The sequence below is a fragment of the Sporosarcina sp. FSL K6-5500 genome, from assembly GCF_038005665.1.
GTDB classification, from domain to species: Bacteria; Bacillota; Bacilli; order Bacillales_A; family Planococcaceae; genus Sporosarcina; species Sporosarcina psychrophila.
Map to the genome: position 1 here is coordinate 4,649,913 of NZ_JBBOTP010000001.1, position 24,078 is coordinate 4,673,990.

18 protein-coding genes are annotated in these 24,078 nt (G+C 41.3%); 6 read left to right on the top strand and 12 right to left on the bottom strand.

The genetic code is table 11. The features are described 5' to 3' along the window. Nucleotides 1-92 precede the first annotated feature (92 nt). The 3 genes from MKX62_RS22435 to MKX62_RS22445 all read right to left on the bottom strand — a co-directional run bounded on the left by MKX62_RS22435 (nt 93) and on the right by MKX62_RS22445 (nt 3,746). On the bottom strand, nt 93-599 hold the full coding sequence (locus MKX62_RS22435) for a GNAT family N-acetyltransferase (protein WP_340742390.1): 507 nt from the start codon (nt 597-599) through the stop codon (nt 93-95). Nucleotides 600-686: 87 nt separating this feature from the next. Further along, nucleotides 687-2,135 (bottom strand): DEAD/DEAH box helicase, encoded by a 1,449-nt coding sequence (locus MKX62_RS22440; protein ID WP_340742391.1) that lies wholly within the window; start codon nt 2,133-2,135, stop codon nt 687-689. Nucleotides 2,136-2,270: 135 nt separating this feature from the next. Further along, nucleotides 2,271-3,746 carry a protein adenylyltransferase SelO gene (locus MKX62_RS22445; RefSeq protein WP_340742625.1) on the bottom strand — a complete coding sequence of 492 codons (1,476 nt, stop codon included), beginning with the start codon at nt 3,744-3,746 and terminating at the stop codon, nt 2,271-2,273. A 495-nt stretch (nt 3,747-4,241) separates the two neighbouring features. On the opposite strand from MKX62_RS22445, the gene MKX62_RS22450 reads away from it, so the two are divergent. Then, nucleotides 4,242-5,189, top strand: a complete 948-nt coding sequence (locus MKX62_RS22450; RefSeq protein ID WP_340742392.1) for a nucleoside hydrolase — start codon at nt 4,242-4,244, stop codon at nt 5,187-5,189. Between the two features lie 12 nt (nt 5,190-5,201). Here MKX62_RS22450 and MKX62_RS22455 read toward each other — a convergent pair whose 3' ends face one another. From MKX62_RS22455 to MKX62_RS22465, 3 genes are read right to left on the bottom strand one after another with little or no spacing between them, the layout of a single operon-like run. Next, nucleotides 5,202-6,326 carry a Ger(x)C family spore germination protein gene (locus tag MKX62_RS22455; protein WP_338656150.1) on the bottom strand — a complete coding sequence of 375 codons (1,125 nt, stop codon included), beginning with the start codon at nt 6,324-6,326 and terminating at the stop codon, nt 5,202-5,204. Further along, nucleotides 6,323-7,435, bottom strand: a complete 1,113-nt coding sequence (locus MKX62_RS22460) for a GerAB/ArcD/ProY family transporter (protein ID WP_340742393.1) — start codon at nt 7,433-7,435, stop codon at nt 6,323-6,325. The genes MKX62_RS22455 and MKX62_RS22460 overlap by 4 nt, the downstream gene beginning before the upstream one ends. Continuing rightward, the gene (locus MKX62_RS22465) at nt 7,436-8,932 is read right to left on the bottom strand and encodes a spore germination protein (RefSeq protein WP_338656146.1); all 1,497 of its coding nucleotides are present in this window, start codon (nt 8,930-8,932) and stop codon (nt 7,436-7,438) included. A 517-nt stretch (nt 8,933-9,449) separates the two neighbouring features. On the opposite strand from MKX62_RS22465, the gene MKX62_RS22470 reads away from it, so the two are divergent. Beyond that, a complete protein-coding gene (locus MKX62_RS22470) occupies nt 9,450-10,070 on the top strand; it encodes a hypothetical protein (protein ID WP_067210719.1) in 621 nt (206 codons plus the stop codon). Nucleotides 10,071-10,306: 236 nt separating this feature from the next. On the opposite strand, the gene MKX62_RS22475 is transcribed toward MKX62_RS22470, so the two are convergent. The 6 genes from MKX62_RS22475 to MKX62_RS22500 all read right to left on the bottom strand — a co-directional run bounded on the left by MKX62_RS22475 (nt 10,307) and on the right by MKX62_RS22500 (nt 17,788). After that, nucleotides 10,307-10,510 carry a hypothetical protein gene (locus tag MKX62_RS22475; RefSeq protein ID WP_067210720.1) on the bottom strand — a complete coding sequence of 68 codons (204 nt, stop codon included), beginning with the start codon at nt 10,508-10,510 and terminating at the stop codon, nt 10,307-10,309. An 18-nt stretch (nt 10,511-10,528) separates the two neighbouring features. Continuing rightward, the gene (locus MKX62_RS22480; RefSeq protein ID WP_067210723.1) at nt 10,529-11,986 is read right to left on the bottom strand and encodes an NCS1 family transporter; all 1,458 of its coding nucleotides are present in this window, start codon (nt 11,984-11,986) and stop codon (nt 10,529-10,531) included. A gap of 280 nt (nt 11,987-12,266) precedes the next feature. Beyond that, the gene (gene preA, locus MKX62_RS22485) at nt 12,267-13,529 is read right to left on the bottom strand and encodes an NAD-dependent dihydropyrimidine dehydrogenase subunit PreA (protein WP_338656140.1); all 1,263 of its coding nucleotides are present in this window, start codon (nt 13,527-13,529) and stop codon (nt 12,267-12,269) included. 12 nt (nt 13,530-13,541) lie between these two features. Further along, on the bottom strand, nt 13,542-14,885 hold the full coding sequence (locus MKX62_RS22490; protein WP_231885681.1) for an NAD(P)-dependent oxidoreductase: 1,344 nt from the start codon (nt 14,883-14,885) through the stop codon (nt 13,542-13,544). Between the two features lie 28 nt (nt 14,886-14,913). Next, nucleotides 14,914-16,317: a dihydropyrimidinase gene (gene hydA / locus MKX62_RS22495; RefSeq protein ID WP_067210730.1), complete on the bottom strand. Its 1,404-nt coding sequence runs from the start codon at nt 16,315-16,317 to the stop codon at nt 14,914-14,916. A gap of 223 nt (nt 16,318-16,540) precedes the next feature. After that, nucleotides 16,541-17,788, bottom strand: a complete 1,248-nt coding sequence (locus tag MKX62_RS22500) for a Zn-dependent hydrolase (RefSeq protein ID WP_340742394.1) — start codon at nt 17,786-17,788, stop codon at nt 16,541-16,543. Nucleotides 17,789-17,982: 194 nt separating this feature from the next. Here MKX62_RS22500 and MKX62_RS22505 point away from each other — a divergent pair, with 194 nt between their 5' ends. The 4 genes from MKX62_RS22505 to MKX62_RS22520 all read left to right on the top strand — a co-directional run bounded on the left by MKX62_RS22505 (nt 17,983) and on the right by MKX62_RS22520 (nt 24,033). After that, a complete protein-coding gene (locus MKX62_RS22505; RefSeq protein ID WP_340742395.1) occupies nt 17,983-19,152 on the top strand; it encodes a PucR family transcriptional regulator in 1,170 nt (389 codons plus the stop codon). Between the two features lie 22 nt (nt 19,153-19,174). Next, complete coding sequence (locus MKX62_RS22510) at nt 19,175-20,725, top strand: PucR family transcriptional regulator (RefSeq protein ID WP_340742396.1); 1,551 nt, start codon at nt 19,175-19,177, stop codon at nt 20,723-20,725. Nucleotides 20,726-21,128: 403 nt separating this feature from the next. Beyond that, the gene (locus MKX62_RS22515) at nt 21,129-22,490 is read left to right on the top strand and encodes an aspartate aminotransferase family protein (protein WP_067210738.1); all 1,362 of its coding nucleotides are present in this window, start codon (nt 21,129-21,131) and stop codon (nt 22,488-22,490) included. A 22-nt stretch (nt 22,491-22,512) separates the two neighbouring features. Next, complete coding sequence (locus MKX62_RS22520; protein ID WP_340742397.1) at nt 22,513-24,033, top strand: CoA-acylating methylmalonate-semialdehyde dehydrogenase; 1,521 nt, start codon at nt 22,513-22,515, stop codon at nt 24,031-24,033. The last annotated feature ends 45 nt before the right edge of the window (nt 24,034-24,078 follow it).

A 24,078-nucleotide genomic window follows, 5' to 3' on the forward strand; every position in this document is an offset into this window, starting at 1 on the left:
CCTGTAATTTTCGGATGCATATATATGCACTGATCAATCATGATCGTTTATACTTTCAAGTTCATTTGAAAAATATGACAGCATCCATGCAATCAACTTTCTATCCAAAAACGTCTAACCACCGTTCCATCTTCTTCAATAAAGCTCTTGTCTTCAATGCCGCCATTCTTCTCTATCGTTTTTGCTGATCCAATATTGTCTTCATTACAAGTTACCAGTACCCGATCGATTCCGAGTTCACCGCATTTCTTCAATGCCTCTGCAAGAATCCATGTCGCATAGCCTTTCCTTCTTTCCGCAGGTCTCACACCATATCCGATATGCCCGCCGACATTATGTAAGTAATCTGTCAGATCGTGCCTGATGTCAACCATCGCTAATACCCGGTCATTATAATCCACCAAAAAATAGTTCGTGCTAGGCACCCATTTTCCGTCTCCGCTTTCTCGGATTTGCAGTGCTTCTAAATACGTTTCATAGTCCTCGTGACCAGCTACATTAAAACTGCTGGGCGTTATCTGGGATTCATCCCACTCTTTCACGTAATCTTCATGCTCGTTTTTCCATTCAATGGATGGTCTCACTAATCGCATAGCCATTTCCCCGTTCCCCGTTTTTATAAATTACCTGTTAAAGACTCAAAAACAAACAATTCATTCGCCGACTTATATTTGCGGATTGCAGCTTCAAATGCTTTTAGCCTTGCTAACTTTTAATTTCTTTCCTTTGATTGTCGTTTCTTTCATTGCCTGCATAACTAATGAACCTTTGTCATTCAGAATATCAACATAAGTCAACTCATCCTGAATGGTAATTATACCGATATCATCTGCTGTTACTCCAGCTATCTTCGCAATCGTGCCAACAAAGTCTACGGCTCGAAGCTTCTTCTTTTTTCCACCATTGAAATGGAGTTTCATGACATCCTTGTTTGGTTGCACATGTATAGTATTTTTGGTTTTCTGACGACCACTGACTTTTTCATCGAAAGCATTTTTTCCAACAGCTACTTTCTGCTGCGTCGGCGCTTTCAAAACAGGTATCTCAAAGCCAATGTATGCTTCAATTGCTTTAAGGAGTTTGCTGTCATTTGGAGTTGCAAACGTAATTGCTTTTCCTTTATTACCAGCACGACCGGTTCTGCCAGTTCGATGAACATAGCTCTCTTTTTCCATGGGAACGTCAAAGTTGATGACAAGTGTTATTTTAGCTACATCAATTCCCCTTGCAGCTACATCGGTCGCCACAAGATAACGAAAATTCCCCATTTTGAAGCCTTCCATAACCGCAAATCGGTCCTCCTGTACAATTCCACCATGGATCTTTTCACAAGAATAGTTAGACCTTTCCAATTCTGCAAACACAGTGTCTACACGCCCCTTAGTTCTGCAGAAGATAATACAGCTATCTGGGTTTTCAACAACAGTAATGTTTTTCAGCAACGCCATTTTCCCTGCTTCTTTCACTTCAATTACGCTATGTTCAATTGCACTCGTCGTGACTCCCGTAGAAGCGATTTGAATAGAAATAGGTTTTTTCATATAGGTATGGCAAAGATTCTCAACCTTTTTAGGCAACGTAGCGGAAAATACCATCGTTACTCTAGTAGGCGGAAGTTTTTGTATGATAGCTTCTACTTGGGCAACAAAGCCCATGGTCAACATTTCATCAGCTTCATCTATAACCAAGTATTTTATTTCATCTACACGAAACGTTCCTCTTTCAATATGGTCCATCACACGTCCAGGTGTACCGACTACTATATGCGTTTTTTGTTCCAACTCTTCCTCTTGTTTACTAAAGGATTCTTTGCCGTAAACCGCTAGGGCTTTAATTCTTTTAAAACGCCCAATAGCTGTTACATCCTCTTGAATTTGAACAGCAAGCTCTCGAGTCGGTGTAAGAATTAATGCCTGTGGATTTTCCTTCTCCCAATCAATCATTTCGCAAAGAGGGATACCAAAAGATGCCGTCTTGCCACTGCCTGTTTGAGATTTCACGATGAGATCCTGATTTTCCAGTGTTCTCGGCATGACTTCACTTTGAACCTCCGTTGGCCTTTCATATTTCAACAAGGCAAGTGCTCTTGTTATTTCATCGCTTAAATTATAATCCTCAAAACTTCTTTCACTCATATAAGTAACCTCATTTATAATTATTTGACCCCGTTTTTTATGATTAAGTATAGTCATCCCTAAACTAAAATAATGCTACCCAATACATAAGGTAGCATTATTTTGTACTGCTAGCAAACCATGAAAAGCCATTTATTAAGTCCCACAAAATGTTTGGTAAGGCCTTGTTGATTGCGCGGGAAGTGTGGAATAATCATCCTTCCCAGGCGTGTACGCATACGGATTTGATAGAACTTCTAATAGCCTTTCCATCACACTGTAATCACCTTGGTTCACCGCGGCTTCTAGTGCAGCTTCTACCCGATGGTTCCGTGGGATTAGTACAGGATTACTATCCCGCATTAACTGCTGTGAGCTGATCTTTGACTCTTGCTGTCTGCCTAGTCTTGACTGCCACAGTGCATACCAGTTGGTAAATTCCGGAGTCCCAAAAAGGACATTATCTTCTAAATTATCATACGTTAACGCGCGAAAAGTATTGGTAAAGTCAGCGCGATGCTTCTGCATTAGTCGAAGAAGGTCTTCAATAAGGGATTCATCCTGTTTCTCTTCGTTAAATAGTCCTAGTTTCGCTCTCATTCCCGCGAGCCAATTCGCATGATAGTGCTCAGGGAAATCGGAAATGGCATCTTGCGCCAGTTTGGCACCCTCTGCATAATCTTCATGCAGTAATGGTATTAGGGTTTCAGCAAATCGCGCAAGATTCCACCCGACGATATTCGGCTGATTGCCGTAAGAGTAGCGACCTTGAATGTCAATGGAACTGAAGACCGTTGTTGGGTCATAAGTATCCATGAAGGCACACGGACCATAATCGATGGTCTCCCCACTTATCGTCATGTTATCGGTATTCATTACTCCATGGATAAAACCAACCAGTTGCCATTGTGCAACCAAGGCCGCCTGACGCTTAATCACTCCCTGAAGCAACGCAAGATAGCGCCTTTCATCAGTTTCAACTTCAGGAAAATGGCGCTGTAGTGCGTAGTCGGCCAAAACTTGTAGTTCCTCATCCGTTCCCCATTTTGCAGCGTATTGAAAGGTTCCGAAGCGTAGATGACTGACGGCCACACGAGTCATAATGGCACCTGGAAGATCGGTTTCACGGATGATAAATTCACCGGTTGTCACTACTGCTAGACTTCGAGTAGTAGGAATACCAAGCGCATGCATGGCTTCACTGATGATGTATTCGCGTAACATTGGTCCAAGTGCCGCGCGACCATCTCCCCCGCGGGAATAGGGTGTTCGGCCCGAACCCTTAAGCTGAATATCAAACCGTTCACCTAAAGGGGTTATTTGTTCGCCAATTAACATAGCCCGGCCGTCCCCTAACATCGCAAAGTGCCCAAATTGATGGCCCGCATACGCTTGAGCAAGTGGCAAAGCGCCTTCAGGAATTCGATTCCCAGCAAGCACCGCCACTCCATCTTCGCTTTGCAACTCATGGACATCCAATCCTAAGGAAGTTGCCAAGGAATCATTGAAAATGATCAATTTCGGTGACTGTACAGGGTTAGGGCTGAGGTTGGTAAAAAATGTTTTCGGCAGACGAGCATAACTATTATCTAAATTCCAGCCTGATTCTATTAGTTCTTTTCGATTTGTCATCGTATCTTCTATCTTCCTTTCGTCTGTTTGCCTGATTTTTTTATATAAAACATAAATCACGGTATACCTATCCATCAGGTAGTCCCTCGTAGTGTCTTCTTCTGTTAATTTAGTATACCCTTTCCACACGTTGGTAACTCCCTTAGTTTTTCGCTACCTATGCAGGGTGCACTAATGTGTTTCCCATAAGTGTCGTATACAGTGACCGACAGCGTACCTACACCAACATTCTCAGTTCTTTATCATAGATTTTTGTCGTTTAGATGCGCGTGTATTTCAAGCATCACTCAAAACTTACGCCACATTTTAACACGATATTTGAACCATCAGGTCAGTGTGATATACCCGGCCATTTCACCATAATATTGTATAAATGGATTTAACTGAAATCCCATGTGGATAAGAACTTTCCTGCGACACATACTTTGGTAATACACAAATTGAGCACAGTTTTTTCAGTTCAGTAAATAATTACACTGAAAGAGGGGTATTCTATTGGCAAAAAAAGTTCTTTTATTTGGTGATATTGGAATAGATGACACAGTGGCCCTTATCTACGCCCACTTTAATGACGAGATTGATATCGTCGGAGTGGTAGCCGATTATGGGAATGTATCAAGAGAAGATGCAATGTCAAATATTCGCTATTTGTTTAACCTATTTAATTTCCCCAATAACATTCCAGTCATAAGTGGTGCAGAAATGCCGCTGACTGCCGAACTCCCCACCTACTATCCGGAAATCCATGGCGTACATGGTCTCGGACCCATAGTACCGGATGACTATGAATTCGTGATAGAAAACTTCCTGGAGATTGTAAATATAATTAAAATGTATAAGGATGAGCTGATTATCGTAAATATTGGTCGCCTGACTTCACTTGCTACATTGTTAATTCTTTATAAAGAATTAATGGGCAACGTGAAGGAATTTTATATTATGGGGGGAGCATTTGGGGTACCTGGAAATGTAACACCTGTCGCGGAAGCAAACTTTCATGCAGATCCTGTAGCGGTGAAAATCGTCCTTTCTTATGCCAATAATGTCACAATAATCCCTTTAAACGCAACACAAAAAGCAATTGTCACACCTGAAATGGTCGATTATATTGATCACTTTGGAAAAACCGCAATCTTTAAGTCGTTAATGGACTTTTACACCGAATTTTATCAAGAAAGGGATCCAACTCTTCAAGGAAGCCCCGTGCATGACGCGCTTACACTTATGGCGGTCATACACCCTGAAATGTTTACGTTCAATTCGCACCCTATCGAAATCGGTCAGCAATTGGAAGGAATTACAAGGGGACAAAGTATTGCTGATATACGGCCAGGTGACCAATTTTATGACAACGAAAAAAATCACCGCATTGCATTTGACTTGGACTACGAGACATTTTTCCACAACTTCCTGTCTGTCATGACAGGTAAACAGTCAAAATAAGGTGAGTACTAATCATTCAAAGACTCCACTTCTAAGCAGTGTAAAGTCAACATGGACGTTAACTTTCATTTCCTTGTACAACTCATCCCATTTCTCTTCCGTCAATTCAGAATGACGTACAGAGCTTCTGTAAAACTCACCATAGCCAAAAACATCCGATCCAAGTTTTTGGCAGTAGGCAATTACCCTTGAAATTTCACTTGACAGACTATTGCTAATGGCTTTTTCAAGTGCTTCCGTATTTTTGATTTTCCCTGTATTAACATTTGGTTTTATTTCTAATAATCTGGCTTGCACTGTGAGGTGTAAGTCAAATTCGGGCGTTGTGGCATTGACTACCTTCACATCTTTATGCGTTTTAATCGGATCGAATACCAAGTTAATTTCATCGGGGGGATTCTTCATTACAGATGAAGGCAAATCATCGCCTTTTATTTTTAATTCATATACTCCAGCGTGATAATCATCTCGACTTAACTTTATATAGAAGCTATCATCAACAGAAATTTCACCTATCATTTTGTCCTTTTTAAATAATGCGATTCCAGAAATCTCTATAAGCTCCTCATCTCTTCTTATAATAGGCATCGCTATGTCCTTACCCATGAAATAATAGTCTTTGGCTACTTCATGAAGAGTGGATAAAACCACTTGCTCACTTTTAACATTTTGCTCTAACAGCTTATAAATATGTTCCCCAATGTCTTCTATATCTGGGTATTGGTATTCCAGTAAGGGTTTCGTGTGACCTTCAACAACTGCCATAATAACATCCCCACTCATTGCAGGATTTTTCAACAAGTTATCAATATAATGACCAATGCCGCCTTTGGCAAATTCATCACCGAATAAAACTCCCCTCAATTGTCCGTTCATTATTTTTTCAGCTGCTCTGCGATTGATTTTTGCACGTGTCCCTTGACTTGTTTCGTTTTCAGCAGTAATAACTGCAACTTTACTTTCTAACTCAGTGCTCACTTGGCGAACAACTGCTGTAGTCTCCACGCTTTCCTCTTTCCCCAAATCATAGCCAATTAAAGTGACTAAACCTACCTTTTCAAGGAGTTTTGTTTCTGCACATCCTACCAAAGCTATGCAAAGAAATAGCAGTAGTAAAAAATAACGAAATTTTTTCATTCTATTTGCTCCTTACGTGATTTAAATTTCCTTTTCGCCACTGCTAAGACATACAAGATGATAGGATAAACAAAAACAATATAAAATGCCACCTGGCTAAAGTAATTATTAAATGTATTTATTTGAGGTCGAGTTTTAAGTATTAAACTTGCAATGAATATGATTAACGAGAATACCCAGACAAATTTATTCGCACTTACCTTTACTAGTCGTCTGGTTCCGCGAAAAGCGGCCCATAGAAATAGACAAAGATTCGGCAAAATAATCAACATCCAAAAACAAACCGCTATATACTCAAATCGTTCAATGAACGGAAATTTAACAATACTAAACAGAGACAAAGTCGCCCAAATTGTTTTAGTTAATTGTTCTCCGCTGAAATACGTTAGCGTAACCAACATGATGGCAAGGTAAATCAAGGTCGTCATGAGCAAACCAAGATGAATATGTTTTTTTGCATTCTTTTTATCCTTTACAAAGGGATAAATCACATATAATATTTCAAAGCCAACAATTGTAAAGGTCATGGACTTTACACCTTTCAGTATTCCGCTCATATCGGCCTCTAAAATAGGAAGAAGACTTCTCAATTCCATATATTTCATTGGATAAGCCAACATGGGGAAAAGCCATATGGAAAGTACAAAACTAAAAAAAGAAACGCCCACAATTACCCGTAGACCGCCCGTAAACGTATAAATCACGATTAGCAGCAATGAAGCTGCAAAAAACCAAGTATTCAAATCTGGAAAAACCCATGTTTGAACGACCTCAATATAGTTTCTCAAAACAGAGAAAAAGGCACCTGAACAATAAAAAATATAAATGATATTTAATAAATTCCCTATCCATTTACCAAATACATCTTGATGAATACCGTATAAATCATTTGAACCGTATATTTCCAACGTTTTAAGCATGAAAATTGCGATAATATGCGTGGCGAGACCTGCAAGTAGTACAGAAATCCATGCATCATGTTTTGCATCCTGGTATATAATCCGTTGAAATCCTTGTATCCCGATTCCTATTTGAGCAGTATGAATGATGAAAAAAAGTAGAAAAGCGTTAATCGTATCCTTAGGGCTAAGTTGTATAGAGTTTTTCACTCATTTCACCTTCTGTTCACTTTTTTCAGGATTTATGGGTTCGGGTTTATATTTGTCCTCATCTTCCGGTCTTGTATTTGAAGGTCGCTTAAATGTAAATGGCAACGGTAATCTAATAAGACTATCCCGCCAATCAAGCATGCGAGGAGGATAAAAAGGCGCTGTATACGGCGAACCTAGGCTTGTTTGACGCAAAAGGTGGATTAGGATAAAACAAAGCCCCAGCATAATGCCGTAAAATCCCCAAAGTCCTGCTAATACAATTAACGGAAATCGAATGATTCTGATGACATTACCCATCATGTAACTTGGTGTTGTGAAGGATGCCAATGCCCCTAAGGCGACAATGATAATTAAAATATTACTCGTAATCCCTGCTTGTACGGCTGCAGTTCCAATGACAATACCGCCAACAATACCAATGGTTTGACCAACCTTCGACGGTAATCTAACTCCAGCTTCTCTAAGTAGCTCAATAATGAGTTCTAAAAGTAGGGCTTCAAATAAAGGAGGGAAAGGAACCAATGCCCTTGATTCACTTAGCGGGACTAAAAGCGATTGCGGAATTACTTCATAATGAAATGTCAATGCTGCTACATATAAAGGGGATAAAAAAACAGATAAGACGACTGCACTAAATCTTAATAACCGGGTGAATGTAGCTATCTGCCATCGTAGATTTTGATCTTCCTGACTTTGGAAGAACTCAAGAAATGAGTGTGGGCAAACGATTGCAAGGGAACTTCCATCCACGATAACGCCCAATTTACCATTCAAAAGTTCAGCACAAAGCTTATCCGGCCTTTCTGTTAGTAACATTTGCGGAAAAATCGATAATGAGTTGTCATCTATCAGTTGCTCAAGAATCGAGCTATCTAATACCGAATCAACATTAAGGTCGGCAATCCTTTGTCTTAGCGTGTTCACCATTTCATCGGAAGCAACGCCTTTAATGTATAACATCGCAATCGTTGTCTTCGATTGTTTTCCAATTTCTAATCCTTCATTGCAAAGGTTTGGATTTTTAATATACCTTCGAATCAAGGAAACATTTGTTGAAAGACTTTCAGTAAACCCAACTTGGGCACCGATTACCTGGGATTCATTTTCCGGTGCTGATAATGCCCGTGATTCATTAGTGGAGATATTAGCCATTACAATTTGCGAGTAGCCTTCAACATGAATGAGTACCGTTCCATCCATCATTGCAATTACTGCTTCTCCTATTTCATTAGCCATTTTCACCTGCGCTATTGTCAGGGTGGATATTATATTTTCTGGTGATTCATTTGTATGCTTCAACAAGTCCTTAAGGATATGATTATTTAACGTCGGGACATCCACTAGGTTCTCTATATAAATGAGCGTAAGATTCGGTAATATCGATTTAGTGATTAAATCAGATGAATTGTGAGTAGCATCTTTTATCGACTGAATAAAAATATCACCAGAAGTTGATATCTGTATTTGTATTTCTTCTGTGTTTTTTTCAGCCACAACTCTTGCCTGTTTTTCCTTGGAAGATTTTTTGGACTTTTTGTAAAACAGTAGACTCACCTCATTTGTATCTTTGTCCCTAGAATAGCCTTTTGAGGGAGAATCTATACCCTTCTTTCGGCTTCAGTTAACGGGGAGAGATGGGGTTAATGGGGCGTACGCACTCTGTCTCCCCATTTTTTTAGGCGTTGTTTTTTCAAAATATCCTGGAATTGGTCATTGCAATCAACTACAGTTATTAGCCAATTTGGAAATACTTCAGTCAAAAGTAGCGTACGAATTCCTGTTCTAATTCCGTATCTAAAATCTGTAGTTCATTTTCTCTAACTATATTCACCTATGAAAATGCTTTTATGTTGAGCCCTCACTTCTAAGTGCTAGTCTAGCAAAAACTACCTAAAACCAACCTCTATACCAATCCCTTCCAGACACTTCGTTTTTCAACATAAAGGGTTCAGCTCTTCCTTCTGCGGGTATCACAAGTTGTGAAGCTTATTTTACAGAAGGGGATATATATATGTTTGGACTCAAAGATTTACTGTCATTGATTACTTCAGCATTTATCATCTTACCTCTTGTCATTTTTCTGAGGGAGTCTGGTTATTTTATTGTCAGTGGCATTTTCGGTGTTAAGAACCCAAGGTTGACCATTGGATCAGGTCCTCGGATTTTCAAAATCGGATTCTTTGATGTGCGAAAATATTATCATGTGTATAGTTGGTTTTCCTATGACTCATTGAAAAGAAAAAATAATTTTGCATATATATGTGTTTACTTGGGACCGATTCTTTCCAATCTTGTATTTGCTGTTACTATAAATGCACTTCTAGCCAATGGGATGCTTCACGAGTATAGAACATTTTGGGAGCGATTTATTTTCTATGCGTTCTATTATGTACTTTTTGACGCCATTCCCATGATAACTGTAAACGGTAAGCCGAATAACGGAATGATCATTTATGAAATGCTACGGCATGGTAAACGAACCGACTACAATAACGAGCCTTTTATCCCAGCGACTAGTGACGTAGAAGAGCAATATCAGAAAGAAATGGAAGGTATTCAAGAACTGGAAGAGGATAAAAAAAAGGCTAAACAAAGTATTATAAAGGAAATCCAAGACTTAAAGAAGAAATGAATGAATACACTCCTATCCCATCACGTGTATGAAATGTTTAACAAAAGAGGAAGTGAACCAAAACTTATTGGTGAACTTCCTCTTTCTTGGTTGCAACGTCCTACATTTTCCACAAAGTTTATACCTTCATATTGGCCCCCCTTTGCTAATGAAGATCATTGTACAACTTTAAAACTCTATTCTAGTAAGTAATAGAATAGAGTTTTAACCGCATCATATTAAATTGACATGCCTTCTTACAACTGCGTTTGTTCTTGGAGCTTTGCCGCGAGATATTTACGCGCGTCGGCGGTCAGAATCTGCAACCGAACTTCTTCCTGCCGTTCAAACTCGACAAACATCCCGCTTAAATTTTCATACACATAATGGACTTTAAAGCCCCTATCTAAATAGTCATCTACTTTTTTCATTTCATCCATGCTTAGTAAATGATCAGACATACACACACCTCGCTTTTCTTATTCTTCACCTTTTGCTTCGATTTCTTGCACGACAATATCGTCCCAATCGTGACCAACTGTAATACCTAAATACTTGGCGTCACTAGGATCGTCTAGTTCGGCTTGCGGGTACTTTTTAAACCACCAATATTTCGCCAAGACATAGTACACGAGTGCCCCCACGAAAAAGCCCACCAATGAAGAATACGTTGGGAACATATTCGCTAAGACACCACCAATCACCCAAGCGATTAGCCCCGCTAAGTTAAAGCCATTCATATACTTATATTGGCCGTCTAACTCGTACAGATCTTTTACGTTCACACGACGTTTACGGATTAAATAATAATCGGCGAATAATATCCCCACAATTGCTGTTAAAATACCACCAATGATTAATAGCGCATTGACTAAGACGCCAAATAAGCTCCACGGCTGTGCTAAAATCCCAATAATTCCCGCAATGATAACCCCAGCCCAGAACGGTACTCTGGGTCCACCAATGTTTGAGAAAATCGTGGCCGCAGGAATCACGTTTGCGGACGTATTTGTCGACCATTGCGCTAACACAATCATCAGCAATAAAATTCCTAACGCAATTCCACTTGCACTTTGCTGCAAGGCATTTATCGGATCAGCAGATGCCACGGCCATATAACATACTGCACCAATGGCTACGATAAATGTGTTGGTAATCGGCATCACGATTAAAGAACCAACTAACTGTGTTTTATTGCGTTTGAACCAATTGCGCTCATTTTTTGGCGCTTTAAAGAAACGTGATAGTGTTGGCATATCAGCTGCTAACGTTGCCCAGAATCCCATGTTCGCCATCATCACGACCATGAAAGCAGTAAAAGCTGCCATCCCTGTCGTTGGTGATTCCACCCATGCCCACACGTCTTTCCCTTGTGCCGTTGCTTTATCAGCAAGCGTATAGTACATCCAGCACGATATTAAAATAATAACCGGCGCCGCAAAATCCGCAAAGCGCTCAATGGATTTAATGCCAAGCGATGTGTTAATTAACTGCAATGCCGCAAAAATAAGGAAACATAAAAACCAATTATTAAAGTCGAATAATAAATTCAAAATCCCATTGATGGCCATTGCACCAAAATAGGTGTTAAGACCGAACCAACAAGCCGCTGTCACCCCACGAACGAGCGATGGTATATGCGTGCCAATTGTACCAAAGGGGGCACGCATATAAACCGGGAAGGACAAGCCGTGCTCAATACCAATATCACCGATTAATGTCATAAATACGCCGATTAAAACAGAACCTATCATTGTCGCTAAAATCACCATCGGCAATGGCAAACTTATAATAGCAGATCCACCAATTGCAAAGGCGGCTAAAACGATGGCCATGCCTACCCAAATCACTGCAAAACCAAATGTCCCGATACTTCTTTTTTGATGTGTAACTGGAAGTAAATCTGGTGATTTTAAATAATCCCCACCATTCGCCATTCATGTCTCTCCCCTATAGTAGATTTCCAGTTAACAATGAATAGCGGAAGGCGCCTTGATAGACCCGAAGAGCACTGGATGACCTTAAGATAAAGGCGCTCTTTGCCCCTTTAACTTAGGACTGAAGCGACTCGAGCGGCTAGGCGCTTCAGTCTAGACACTGCTCCAAGTCTAAAAACGTATACTTTCTTACCTGCAAACAAACAATTGACCTCTTTTTATGGCTCTACACCAAAATCTGTACTTGAGAGCATATTCCACTACTGGTGAACTTTACTTTTTAACGAGCAAAACTGCTGATTAGTGATTGACGGTCGTTCCAAGTCATTGGCGCAATAGAGGACATTCTTTCGACCATCGAAATCGCACCGTCTACTGGGCACACAATCGAACATAAATTACAGCCTACACAATCTTCTTCACGCACCTTTAGCATCGGACGACCACTCTCTGTGTACATGTCAATACATTGATGTGACGTATCTTCACACGCAATATGGCATTTATTGCAATTAATACAGACATCATTATTAATTTCAGCAACAACTTTGTAGTTTAAATCTAAGTCACCCCAGTTAGAATAACGTTGTACCGACTGACCGACAATATCCATCACCGAGGCAATGCCCTTCTCATCCAGATAATTATTAAGTCCGTCAATCATATCTTCGACAATACTAAACCCGTGGTGCATCGCTGCAGTACAAACTTGTACGCCTGTTGCACCCATCAGCAGAAATTCCGCAGCATCCTGCCAATTTGAAATCCCACCAATGCCTGAAATTGGTACATTGACGAAAGGATTTCGCGCACATTCTGCGACCATATTTAGTGCAATCGGTTTGACAGCAGGCCCACAATATCCGCCATGTGCCCCCTTCCCACCAACATGTGGAACCGTATTCCATGAATCTAAATCGACACCCGCTAAGCTGTTAATCGTATTAATCATACTAACGGCATCTGCCCCGCCACGCACTGCCGCTTCCGCCGTCATCGTAATATCCGTAATGTTTGGCGTTAACTTGACGATAACAGGTGTACGTGCAACTTCCTTCGCCCAGTGCGTTTGCTTTTCAACCAATTCAGGGACTTGACCAGAAGCAGCCCCCATTCCTCGTTCTGCCATCCCATGTGGACAACCAAAATTAAGCTCAAGACCATCAACCCCGACAGCTTCTACTTTTTTAACAATCTCATGCCACTTTTCCTGCTGTGGCTCTACCATTAATGAAGCGATAATGGCATGATTAGGAAACCTTTTTTTCGTTTCAAGAATTTCCTGTAAATTAACCTCTAACGGACGATCTGTAATGAGCTCAATATTATTAAAGCCCGCTACTCTCTGTCCGTTAAAGCTGACAGCCGCAAAGCGCGATGAAACATTTAAAATTGGTTCACCCAATGTTTTCCAGACTGCGCCACCCCAGCCCGCTTCAAATGCACGTTGCACTTGATAGCCCGAATTAGTCGGTGGTGCAGATGCTAACCAAAATGGATTCGGTGATTTAATCCCCGCTAAGTCAATTCGTAAGTCCGCCATGCTCCATCCCCCCTATGCGATCTCGCTCGGTTTTCTTAAACGCTCATGAATGATGTAAGCAGCATCTTTACCTTGCTGTGCAGCTGTTACCACCATTGCTTCCCCTTGGCCATTACCAAACACGACATCTCCACAAGCAAACACTTTGTCATTCGATGTTTGCATAGTCGTTTCGTCAATGTCTACTACTCCATTCGTATGTTGTAATCCAAACGCTTCAATGAGTGAGACAAAGCGCGTTTGTCCAATTGCTTTAATGACCGCGTCCACCTCTATAACAAACTCAGACCCTTTGATTACTTCAGGTCGTTGCCTGCCGTCTACACCCGCCTCTCCAAGTTTCATCTTGACGCATTCAAGTCCCACTACTTTCCCTGCCTCATCACCGATAATTTGTTTCGGCGCTGTCAGCCACTTAAATCCCACGCCATCCTGCTTGGCAAATTCATATTCAAACTGATAGGCAGTCATCTCTTTTTCTGTTCTTCTATAGAGAATGTCTACCTGCTCCGCACCTAGTCGCACAGCACAGGTTGCACCATCGATAGCTGTGTTACCAGCACCGATGACCGCAACACGTTTACCGATTAAGTCTTCTGTCAGCGCACCCATTTTCGTGTGCTTTACAAACTCAATGGCATCATGAACGCCAGCTAGTTCCTCACCTTTAATGCCAAGATTAGGCACGGCCCCCATACCAACCGCTAAAATAACACTGTCATATTGCGCTAAAATTTCTGCAGCAGAAATATCCACGCCTACTGTTGTGTTTGTTTTAATGTCAACACCAAGCTTTACAACTTGCGCCACTTCCCAATCCACTACATCATTCGGTAATCGGAATGACACGATGCCGTAGTTGCCCAAGCCACCCGCCTTTGCTTCTGCTTCAAAAATTGTGACACTATAGCCAAAGCGACTAAGCTCACGTGCTGCCGATAAACCAGCTGGACCAGCGCCAACGATCGCTACCTTTTGTCCATTTGATTGACCTTTTTTAAATAGCTCGACGTCTGATTCCATCGCCCAATCTGTTGCATAACGTTGCAAGTGCCCTATTTTAATAGGCTTTGTCGAGGAATTTAACACACATGCACCTTCACATAATTCCTCGGTCGGGCATACTCGCGCACAGCTTGCACCAATCGGGTTGGCCTCCATAATCGTCATGGCCGAACCTTTCATATTACTGGAAGCAATTTTCTTGATGAAATTCGGTATTTGAATACTTGTCGGACAAGCTGTAATGCAAGGTGCGTCATAGCAGTACAGACAACGATTAGCCTCTTCTTGTGCTTCATTTTTTGTCATCCTGCTAGTCATTTCCACAAAATTCCGTTCGAGTTGCGAAGTCATTGAAACATTCCTCCTCATGGATTGATGTTTACACGTTGATTGTTTGCGCGGTCGTCGGTTGTAGTGCACGCTTGATATATCGGCCACTGCCTAATGCTCCTACAAATTGTTTGTTTTTAATGACGTATTCTCCACGCACAAGTACACTGATTGGCTCTCCAGTCACTTCCCAGCCCTCATACGGGTTGTAGTCTACATTCATATGATGGGTATTCGCTGAAATTTCACGTTTTACCGTAGGATCAAAAATTACGATATCGGCGTCAGAACCAATAGCAATCGTTCCTTTTTGTGGATATAAGCCGAAAATTTTTGCGGCACTTGTCGAAATCATATCGACAAAGTCATAGATGGAAATTCGCCCTTTCGCCACACCTTCAGAAAATAAAATGCTGAAACGATCTTCGATAAACGGTCCACCATTTGGTATTTTAGAAAAGTCATTTAACCCTAATTGCTTTTTCCCGTTAAAGCTAAATGAACATTGGTCCGAACCAATTGTTTGCAGTTGCTTGGCTTTTAAAGCATTCCACAAATGCTCTTGATGATATTTCGGGCGAAGTGGCGGTGACCAAACATATTTCGCCCCCTCGAAGCCTGGCTGTGCTAACGCTGACTGATCGAGCGTTAAATAAGGTGGACATGTTTCGCCATACACGTCATAGCCCTTTTCACGTGCTGCGATAATTTCATCCAAAGCCTCTTTACACGTCACATGTACAACATACAGCTTGGCACCTGCGATATGCGCTAGTTCAATGGCCCGTTTCGTCGCCTCACCCTCTAATTCCGCGGGACGTGTCAGTGCGTGATAAATTGGCGCCGTCTGACCAGCTTGCTTCGCCTCCTCAACTAATTCATCGATGACTGAGCCATTTTCACAGTGCACCATGACAACAGCGCCAATGTCTTTTGCAATTTTAAAGGCTTTGAACAGCGTACGGTCTGTCGCCTGGAATTCTTTCGCGTAAGCCATGAACACCTTGACAGACGTAATCCCTTCCTGCTCTAGTAACAACGGTAACTCGGCCTCTGTTTCAGGCGTTAAATCACCAATCATTAAATGGAAACCGTAGTCAATGGCTGATTTGCCCTTTGCTTTTACATGCCACTTTGCCACAGCCGTCGCAAGTTTTTCTTCACCCGCAGATAAGCAAAAATCTAAAATGGTCGTCGTCCCACCAAATGCTGCCGCAACTGTTCCCGACTTCCAATCATCGTCTGTCACCGTGTTGTTGAACGGCATATCCAAATGCGTATGCGGATCAATTCCCCCAGGCATCACGTATTTACCCGTAGCATCTACAATTTCCGCTCCATAAGCTGATAAGTTTTTGCCGATTTGCACGATTTTGCCGTTCTCTATTAAAATATCTGCCTCATACATATCTGTTGCTGTCACAATGAGTCCACCTGTAATCACTTTTTTCACACTACCCTCACCCTTCGATTAATTAATGTAAAGTTTGTCAATATCCATTAATACGCTAGCTCTCCACCGTGGAGGGGAGGTTAATTTCCGTCCAGCAGGGGTCGTCCAACCTTCACTCCAATCAACCCGCATTCTAATGATATGCAGTTTAATCCAACGTCATCTCTAACTTTTAGTGATGAACCAATGTGCTAGCGAATTATAGTATTTCAACCTGCACTCATCATGAGTTTAGTGTGTATTTTTCGCCCATGCTGAACTTCTTTTGTAGTGTCAACACGGTTTCCAGTAACACGTCTGCCCCCTTTGCACAGTCTTCAAATGTTGTTTCTTCCTCCTCGCAATGACTTTTCCCCTTGATACTTGGAACAAAAATCATTGCCGATGGGATGAAGCTCGCGATATACTGTGCATCGTGCCCCGCCCCGCTGAACATACGTTGGAAGGAATAACCAAAGTCATGACATGATTTTTCCACTTCATTGCAAATAGCTGCATCAAATAATACGGTCTCCCGCCCCCATAGCTTGACCGGGCTAATGTGGCAACCGCTTTCCTCTGAAGCTAGACCTTTCAATAGCTTTTCTACTTTGAGCATCACCGCTGGATTTTGATGACGCGAATCCATAGTAAACACTACTTCGTTCGGAATGACTGTATGAATATTAGGTGCCACGTGCATACGCCCAAATGTGAACACAAGCGCTTCGTCGATTTTACTTAGCTGCTCATGCAAAGATGAAATTATACGAGACGCCACAATCATCGGGTCTTTACGCATCGACATTGGCGTTGTGCCAGCGTGATTTGATTCACCTGTCACGGTAATTTCATAGCACACCATGCCTAAAACGCCTTCTACCACCCCAATGTCACGTTGCTTTGCTGCTAATACCGGTCCTTGTTCAATATGCAGCTCAATATATGCAAGGGCTTCTGTTAAGCGATTTCCTTGCTCCCCCGCGTAGCCACTCGCCTGTAATGCTTCTTGAAAGGAAATACCATTTTTATCGATAGATTCTAGCATTTTTTCTTTACTGAATTTTGAAGCAATGACACCGGAACTCATCATCGCCGGATCGAAGCGCGCACCTTCTTCATTCGTAAAATTCACAAGCATTAATGGGATCTCGAGCTCAATGTCGTTTTCCTTTAACGTTCGTATCGCCTCTATTGCGGTTAAAATACCTAAGACACCATCAAACCTGCCACCTTTTTCAACCGAATCTAAATGTGATCCCATTACGATGGGTGGGCACTCTTTTTTTCCTGGTAGAATCGCATAGATATTTGCCATATCGTCTACTTGAATGTCCATGCCTAACTCTATGCATATTTCACAAAAATAGTCTCTCGCTAATACATCCTCTTTTGAAAGGGACAAACGGGTTACGCCTCCATTGGCAGTTGCACCAAATTGACTAAATTGTTCAATTAATCCCTGTAATCTACTACTATTACATTTATACATATGCAAGTCCTCTCTTTCACAGTAATAAAATAGTTGTTGTTTACGAAAATTCTAAATTAATAGTTATCGATAAGTGGTTGTTTATGACAATCATAAAATAGAAACTATTTGGAAGATATGGATATAAAACTAAGAAAGTATGTGCAAGTGCACAATATTTATGGTACGTTATTTGTATAATAAGGGGGGCTGTTATGGGAACGATTGGCAAAATCCTAGAGGGGGCTCTATTCCCGATGCTGACATTAGTAGCTGGAGAAAGCGGTTTGTATCGAAAAGTTTCAGGTATTAACGTAGTAGAAAGCATTGATTTAATCACGTTTTGCCGACCAAATGAATTAGTTGTAACAACAGGCATTAACTTTCCACACCAAAATACATCCTTAGAACAACTCGTTAAACTGGCGTACACTAAAAAAATAGCTGGTATTATCGTGAATACGGGACCTTATATTCCTGACATTTCCGAATCGGTCATCTCGTTTGCCAATGAGCATGAATTGCCCATTTTCCAAATGCCTTGGGACCGCCGTGTAGCCGACCTTTTAAAAACGACATTTCAATTTATCGCCACCCACGAGCAAGAACAATCCACCGAAGACCAAGTCCTTTACAACTTACTGTTTCATTACAAACAGCACGTCGATTCCACAAGGCAAAATTTAACCCAACTTGGATTTCCACAAGGCGCAGAATTGGCCATCATCACTTGTACAACAACAGATGCACGCAGTAGCATTGGCCGTTACGAGGTCCTCATTCAGTTTGCATTCCAAAATAGATATAAACGGTTTTTAAGACTCAAGCACAAAAACCACCTCATCTTTCTCATCAATCGAACACAGATCACTACATCCAATAGTCCTTTCTCAAAAACAGTTGAAGACATCTACGAAAAGATCACCCAGAAAAGCGGCGGCTTAAATGTCATCATCGGCAAAGGGAATTTTTATGAAGACTACGAAAACATCCATAAAAGCTACGAGGAATCACTCACTGTCATTCAATTAGCACAGTTGCACAACAACCGCTTCTTATACAAATATAAAGAAATTGGAGCCTATAAAATTATTATGGGTGTGCAAAACCGGACATTAATTGAATCTTTTAGCCAGGATATACTTGGACAACTTTATCGATATGATGATTTACACAACACCGATTACGTGTCATTTTTACGTATTTTCCTTGAAGAAAACGGCAGTACGAGTAAAATTAGTGAACGGCTATTCATTCATCGCAACACTGTCCTATATAAAATCAAAAAAGTTGAACTGCTATTAGATATAGACGCCACCAACCCTTTTACAAAAACCAATTTGTATATAGCCTTTTTAATAGAAGATGTGTTGACGCATCAATAATTATGCGTGATAGGAGGACACTATGAATGAATTTCCACTCACTATAGCAGATGTACTGACGAAAAAGTTATTCAGTAGCGCGAAGCTTCTTGCTGGTGCAGAGGGGCACCTCAATATCATCAAATGGGTGCATATCGTCGAAACTATGGATGCTGCCAAATTATTAAAGGGCAATGAATTAATTTTGACTACGGGTATTCATTTGAAAAACAATGATGATGACTTCCATCACTTTATTCACCAATTAATAGCATCCAAATCAGCTGGGCTGTGCATTGAGCTCGGTAGCGTCATTCAAGAAATTCCTGATTGCATACAGCAACTGGCGACGGACTACCAATTCCCTCTCATCATCTTTCATCAGGAGGTAGCCTTTGTCGAAATCACACAAGAAATACACAGTATCCTCATCAATCAGCAATATGGCATGGTGAAAAACCTAGAGAACTACGCACAGCAAATTAATAAATATACACTGACCGCCAACAATTACGAGCAAATTTTAATGCACCTCTATAAACATCTTGGCTTGCAGGTCATCTTTACATTTAATGGGCAAAAGCCTGTGTTTATTCCCAATATTCAGCAGGACAAGTATGATAAGATGCAACAACAGTCAAGCCCTGATTATGTGGAAAAACATGTTATTCGCTGTGAGGTGAATATTTTCAACCAATATTATGGGGAGGTTTGTTTGTTTTCCCCACAGCGCGTCGTCAATGAATACGATGCACTGATTTTAGATCGCACGGTTATTGCACTTTCACACTATTTATTGCGGGTTTTGTATAGCGAGGAAAAAAAGGCTGTGGAGGATCGTGAAGTTCTAGAGCAATGGCTGAATGGGTTATCCAATATGGAGGAATTGACGCATTTCCTGCAAGACCATCATGCAGATATCACAACAAGTAATTGGCTGGTCATGATTCTTCAAATCCACAAAAGCAAAAGCAGTGATTTAACGTACTATAAGCTGTTTACGCGCAATGTCTTAGAGAAGTTAGAATTCTATCCGTTTATCATAGAAAAGCAACAACAGCTTATTTTTATTTTAGCGAATTTACATGCGCAAGAAACATATAAGCAACGTATCGAACAAGCCATTACACAAATCCATGACAATCAGCAAAAATATAAATATGGTGACTTTAAAACTTCAGTCGCTGTAGGAAAATACGTGACTCATTTCCAAGCTCTCAATACTAGCTTTCTAACAGCCAAAGACACCTTACACATTCGATGGAAAGATCCACAGCTTTCGTGTTTTTACGAGGATTTACACCTCCATCATTTAATTTTGCAATTACAAAAAAATCCATATATTATGGACATGATGACCGAATATATACAGCCCGTTATTGACTATGACCGCAAGCATAGCAGTAAATTAGTCGAAACGTTAAAAGTATATTTACACACCAATGGTCAAAAAAAAGACACTGCCGAACGCCTGTTTATCGTTAGACAAACACTGTACCATCGTTTGGAAAAAATTGAGCAGTTGCTAGGCTCAGATTTTATGCAAACAGAAAAGCGATTAGCACTAGAGTTAATACTGTTTAGCGACAACTAACCATTCTCTTCACTCACCTTATGTGAAAAGCAACAGCCTATTTATTTTACATTGTGTATAATGCTATTTTCACCGAAAAATCGGATAATAGATTTATAGCATGACACTAGCGTCGCATTAATTCTACCCACTCGCTCTAAATACTCAAAATATTCGTTATTTTTTGCAAACTAAAAGTTCTTTTATAATGGATAAAGCCAGCTGGTACCCTTCCAAATCCAAATGAAAACGAACTTGTCGCACAAGTATAATTGTAAATAAAAACCAAATAGATGGAATCACCTCTATTGAAGTGTTTCCCTTTTTGGCTCTAAACTGTGAAATTTAATAGAGTGAATTTTCTGCCTGTATTTATGCAACGCTAGTGATAGCATGATGATAAATGAAGGAGTGATGATGCTCGATGACGAATTTAACGAGTCAAAATTGGCAAGTAAAAGATGAACAATATGTATGGCATTCCATGAAGCCCTACAACCCAAACGCGACGACAATCATTCAGAAATCGAAGGGCGCTTGGATAACGGACATTGATGGGAAACGTTATTTAGATGCCATGTCTGGTTTATGGTGTGTGAACGTTGGCTACGGGCGAGAGGAACTCGCCAAAGTCGCTTACGAGCAATTACTGGAAAATGCCTATACTCCTCTATCCGTTGGGCACATCCCTGCCATTCAACTGAGCGAAAAAATCAGCGAATTATTAGGCGATGATTATGTTGTGTTTTTCTCTAATAGTGGTTCAGAGGCGAATGAAGCCGCTTTCAAAATCGCACGTCAATACCATCAGCAAAAAGGTCATACAAATCGCACCAAATTTATTTCCCGCTATCGTGCCTACCACGGCAATACGATGGGGGCATTAGCGGCAACAGGGCAAGCACAACGTAAATATAAGTACGAACCGTTAGCACCTGGTTTCCTCCATGTTGCACCACCAGATGCCTACCGTGCAAACGAAGATCATATTACAGAGCCAACTGCCCTACCGTCTGTTCAGGCAATCGATAATGTCATGACTTGGGAATCATCCGAGACGATTGCCGGCGTAATACTTGAGCCTATTATTACCGGTGGAGGCGTGATTATGCCCCATGAGGACTATTTGCGTGGGGTAAAAGCAGTTTGTGAAAAGCATGGGGCCCTGCTCATTGTCGATGAAGTAATTTGCGGCTTCGGACGTACAGGCAAAGCATTTGGCTTCCAAAACTATGGCATTCAGCCGGATATTGTCACAATGGCAAAAGGCTTAACAAGTGCTTATATGCCGTTATCTGCTACAGCTGTGCGTCGCGAAATTTATGAGGCTTTCAATGGGAGTGAGGAGTACGACTTTTTCCGCCACGTCAACACATTCGGAGGTTCTCCAGCAGCTTGTGCAGTTGCCCTCAAAAATATCGAAATCATGGAAAATGAAAATTTATTTGCTCGCTCAGAAGAAATGGGCGCAATTATCCATGCGGAACTACAAGAACGCTTAAAGAATCATCCAAATGTCGGCAACATCCGCGGTAAAGGCTTACTGATTGGCATTGAGCTTGTGAGTGACAAAAACAGCAAAGCGCCACTTGATGTAACTGCTGTCAACAAAGTCATCGCTTTATGTAAAGAACAAGGGTTAATCATTGGGAAAAATGGTGTCACGGTTGCAGGCTTTAACAATACTTTAACACTCGCTCCACCACTGATTATTTCATTAGCAGAAAAAGATTTGATTGTTGAAAAACTTACGAACGCTTTAAATGAACTACTGCCAAAAGCGTAAAACACAAGGGGGAAATGAATGTATGGTAACAAATACAGAGGTAAAAGAACTAGGGCATTTTATTAATGGTGAAATCGTTGCAGGCACAAGTGGTCACTTCTCAGATGTTTTCAATCCGAGTTTAGGGGCAGTGATTGCACGCGTCCCTATTGCAACGAAAGAGGAAGTGCAAAGCGCAATTGCAACAGCTAAAGCAGCCTTTCCGGCATGGCGCGCCCTATCGATTGGCAAACGCGTTGAAATTGTCATGAAGTTTCGTCAATTGATGACCGCACGTATCGATACGCTCATCGACATCATTTGTATCGAAAGCGGGAAAACAATCGAGGATGCCAAGGGTGAAATCACACGTGGTTTAGAATCCGTCGACTTAGCCATCAATGCGCCTCACCTATTAAAAGGTGAGTACTCCGTCAATGTTGGTGGGAATATTAATGCTTATTCCGCAAAAGCACCACTCGGCGTTGTTGCAGCGATTTCCCCATTCAACTTTCCAGTGATGGTGCCACTTGCCATTACAACTATGGCGGTCGCAGTTGGCAATTCCGTCATTTTAAAGCCATCCGAGCGCGTGCCCTGCTCCGCATTATTTTTATCGGAACTGTGGAAAGAAGCGGGTTTACCAGATGGTGTTTGGACAGTCATCAATGGCGACAAGGATGCGGTAAACGAGCTATTAGAAAACCCTGCTGTTGAAGCTATTTCGTTTGTCGGCTCCACAGCAGTCGCTGATTATATTTACACAACCGGTTCAAAATACGGCAAGCGAGTTACGGCATTAGGTGGCGGTAAAAACAATATGATTGTCATGCCAGATGCAGATTTAGAACAGGTCGCAAACGCATTTTTAGGCGCGGCCTATGGTGCCGCTTCCCAACGCTGTATGGCCATTTCCACAATCATTCCCGTTGGCGAAGAAACAGCGAATAAACTCGTCAAAGTATTGGCTGATAAAATCGCAAAATTAAAAGTAGGGCCATACACAGATTCAGACGTTGATTTTGGGCCTGTTATTACAAAGCAATCAAAGGACGCGATCATTGGCTTTATCGACCGTAGCCTAGAAGAAGGTGCTACACTCGTATGCGATGGTCGCAATCCAGACATCGCTAAAAATTCCAATGGCTTCTATCTAGGTCCTACCTTATTAGATAACGTCAAACCTGGCATGGAGATTTATGAGCAAGAGGTATTCGGTCCTGCTCGTAATGTTGTTCGGGTAGATTCATTAGAGGAAGCAATCGACTTAATCAATGTACATGAGCTCGGTAACGGTGTCACAATTTTCACAAATAACGGAGCGGCCGCTCGCAAATTTACAACGGAGATTGACGTCGGCATGGTTGGGGTAAACGTGCCAATTCCAATTCCTGTTGGTTATCATAACTTTGGCGGCTGGAAACGCTCGAGATTCGGTGAGGGGCATATGTTTGGGCCTGACCAAGCCCGCTTCTTCACCAAGACTAAAACCATTTCAGAAAAGTGGTTTGAAGAGAACAGTGAATCCGCGTCAACATTTGCTTTTCCAAGTAACAACGACTGATGGTTCACGTAAAATAAACTACTATATATGTTGAACAAATGAATA

Bases quoted from the DNA above. Each gene is read 5' to 3' on its own strand.
- MKX62_RS22475 (WP_067210720.1), bottom strand. From the start codon at position 10,510: ATGTCTGATCATTTACTAAGCATGGATGAAATGAAAAAAGTAGATGAC.
- MKX62_RS22490 (WP_231885681.1), bottom strand. From the start codon at position 14,885: ATGACTTCGCAACTCGAACGGAATTTTGTGGAAATGACTAGCAGGATG.
- MKX62_RS22440 (WP_340742391.1), bottom strand. From the start codon at position 2,135: ATGAGTGAAAGAAGTTTTGAGGATTATAATTTAAGCGATGAAATAACA.
- MKX62_RS22520 (WP_340742397.1), top strand. From the start codon at position 22,513: ATGGTAACAAATACAGAGGTAAAAGAACTAGGGCATTTTATTAATGGT.
- MKX62_RS22505 (WP_340742395.1), top strand. From the start codon at position 17,983: ATGGGAACGATTGGCAAAATCCTAGAGGGGGCTCTATTCCCGATGCTG.
- preA (WP_338656140.1), bottom strand. From the start codon at position 13,529: ATGGCGGACTTACGAATTGACTTAGCGGGGATTAAATCACCGAATCCA.
- MKX62_RS22455 (WP_338656150.1), bottom strand. From the start codon at position 6,326: ATGAAAAAATTTCGTTATTTTTTACTACTGCTATTTCTTTGCATAGCT.
- MKX62_RS22515 (WP_067210738.1), top strand. From the start codon at position 21,129: ATGACGAATTTAACGAGTCAAAATTGGCAAGTAAAAGATGAACAATAT.
- MKX62_RS22445 (WP_340742625.1), bottom strand. From the start codon at position 3,746: ATGACAAATCGAAAAGAACTAATAGAATCAGGCTGGAATTTAGATAAT.
- MKX62_RS22500 (WP_340742394.1), bottom strand. From the start codon at position 17,788: ATGTATAAATGTAATAGTAGTAGATTACAGGGATTAATTGAACAATTT.
- MKX62_RS22435 (WP_340742390.1), bottom strand. From the start codon at position 599: ATGGCTATGCGATTAGTGAGACCATCCATTGAATGGAAAAACGAGCAT.
- MKX62_RS22510 (WP_340742396.1), top strand. From the start codon at position 19,175: ATGAATGAATTTCCACTCACTATAGCAGATGTACTGACGAAAAAGTTA.
- MKX62_RS22480 (WP_067210723.1), bottom strand. From the start codon at position 11,986: ATGGCGAATGGTGGGGATTATTTAAAATCACCAGATTTACTTCCAGTT.
- MKX62_RS22470 (WP_067210719.1), top strand. From the start codon at position 9,450: ATGTTTGGACTCAAAGATTTACTGTCATTGATTACTTCAGCATTTATC.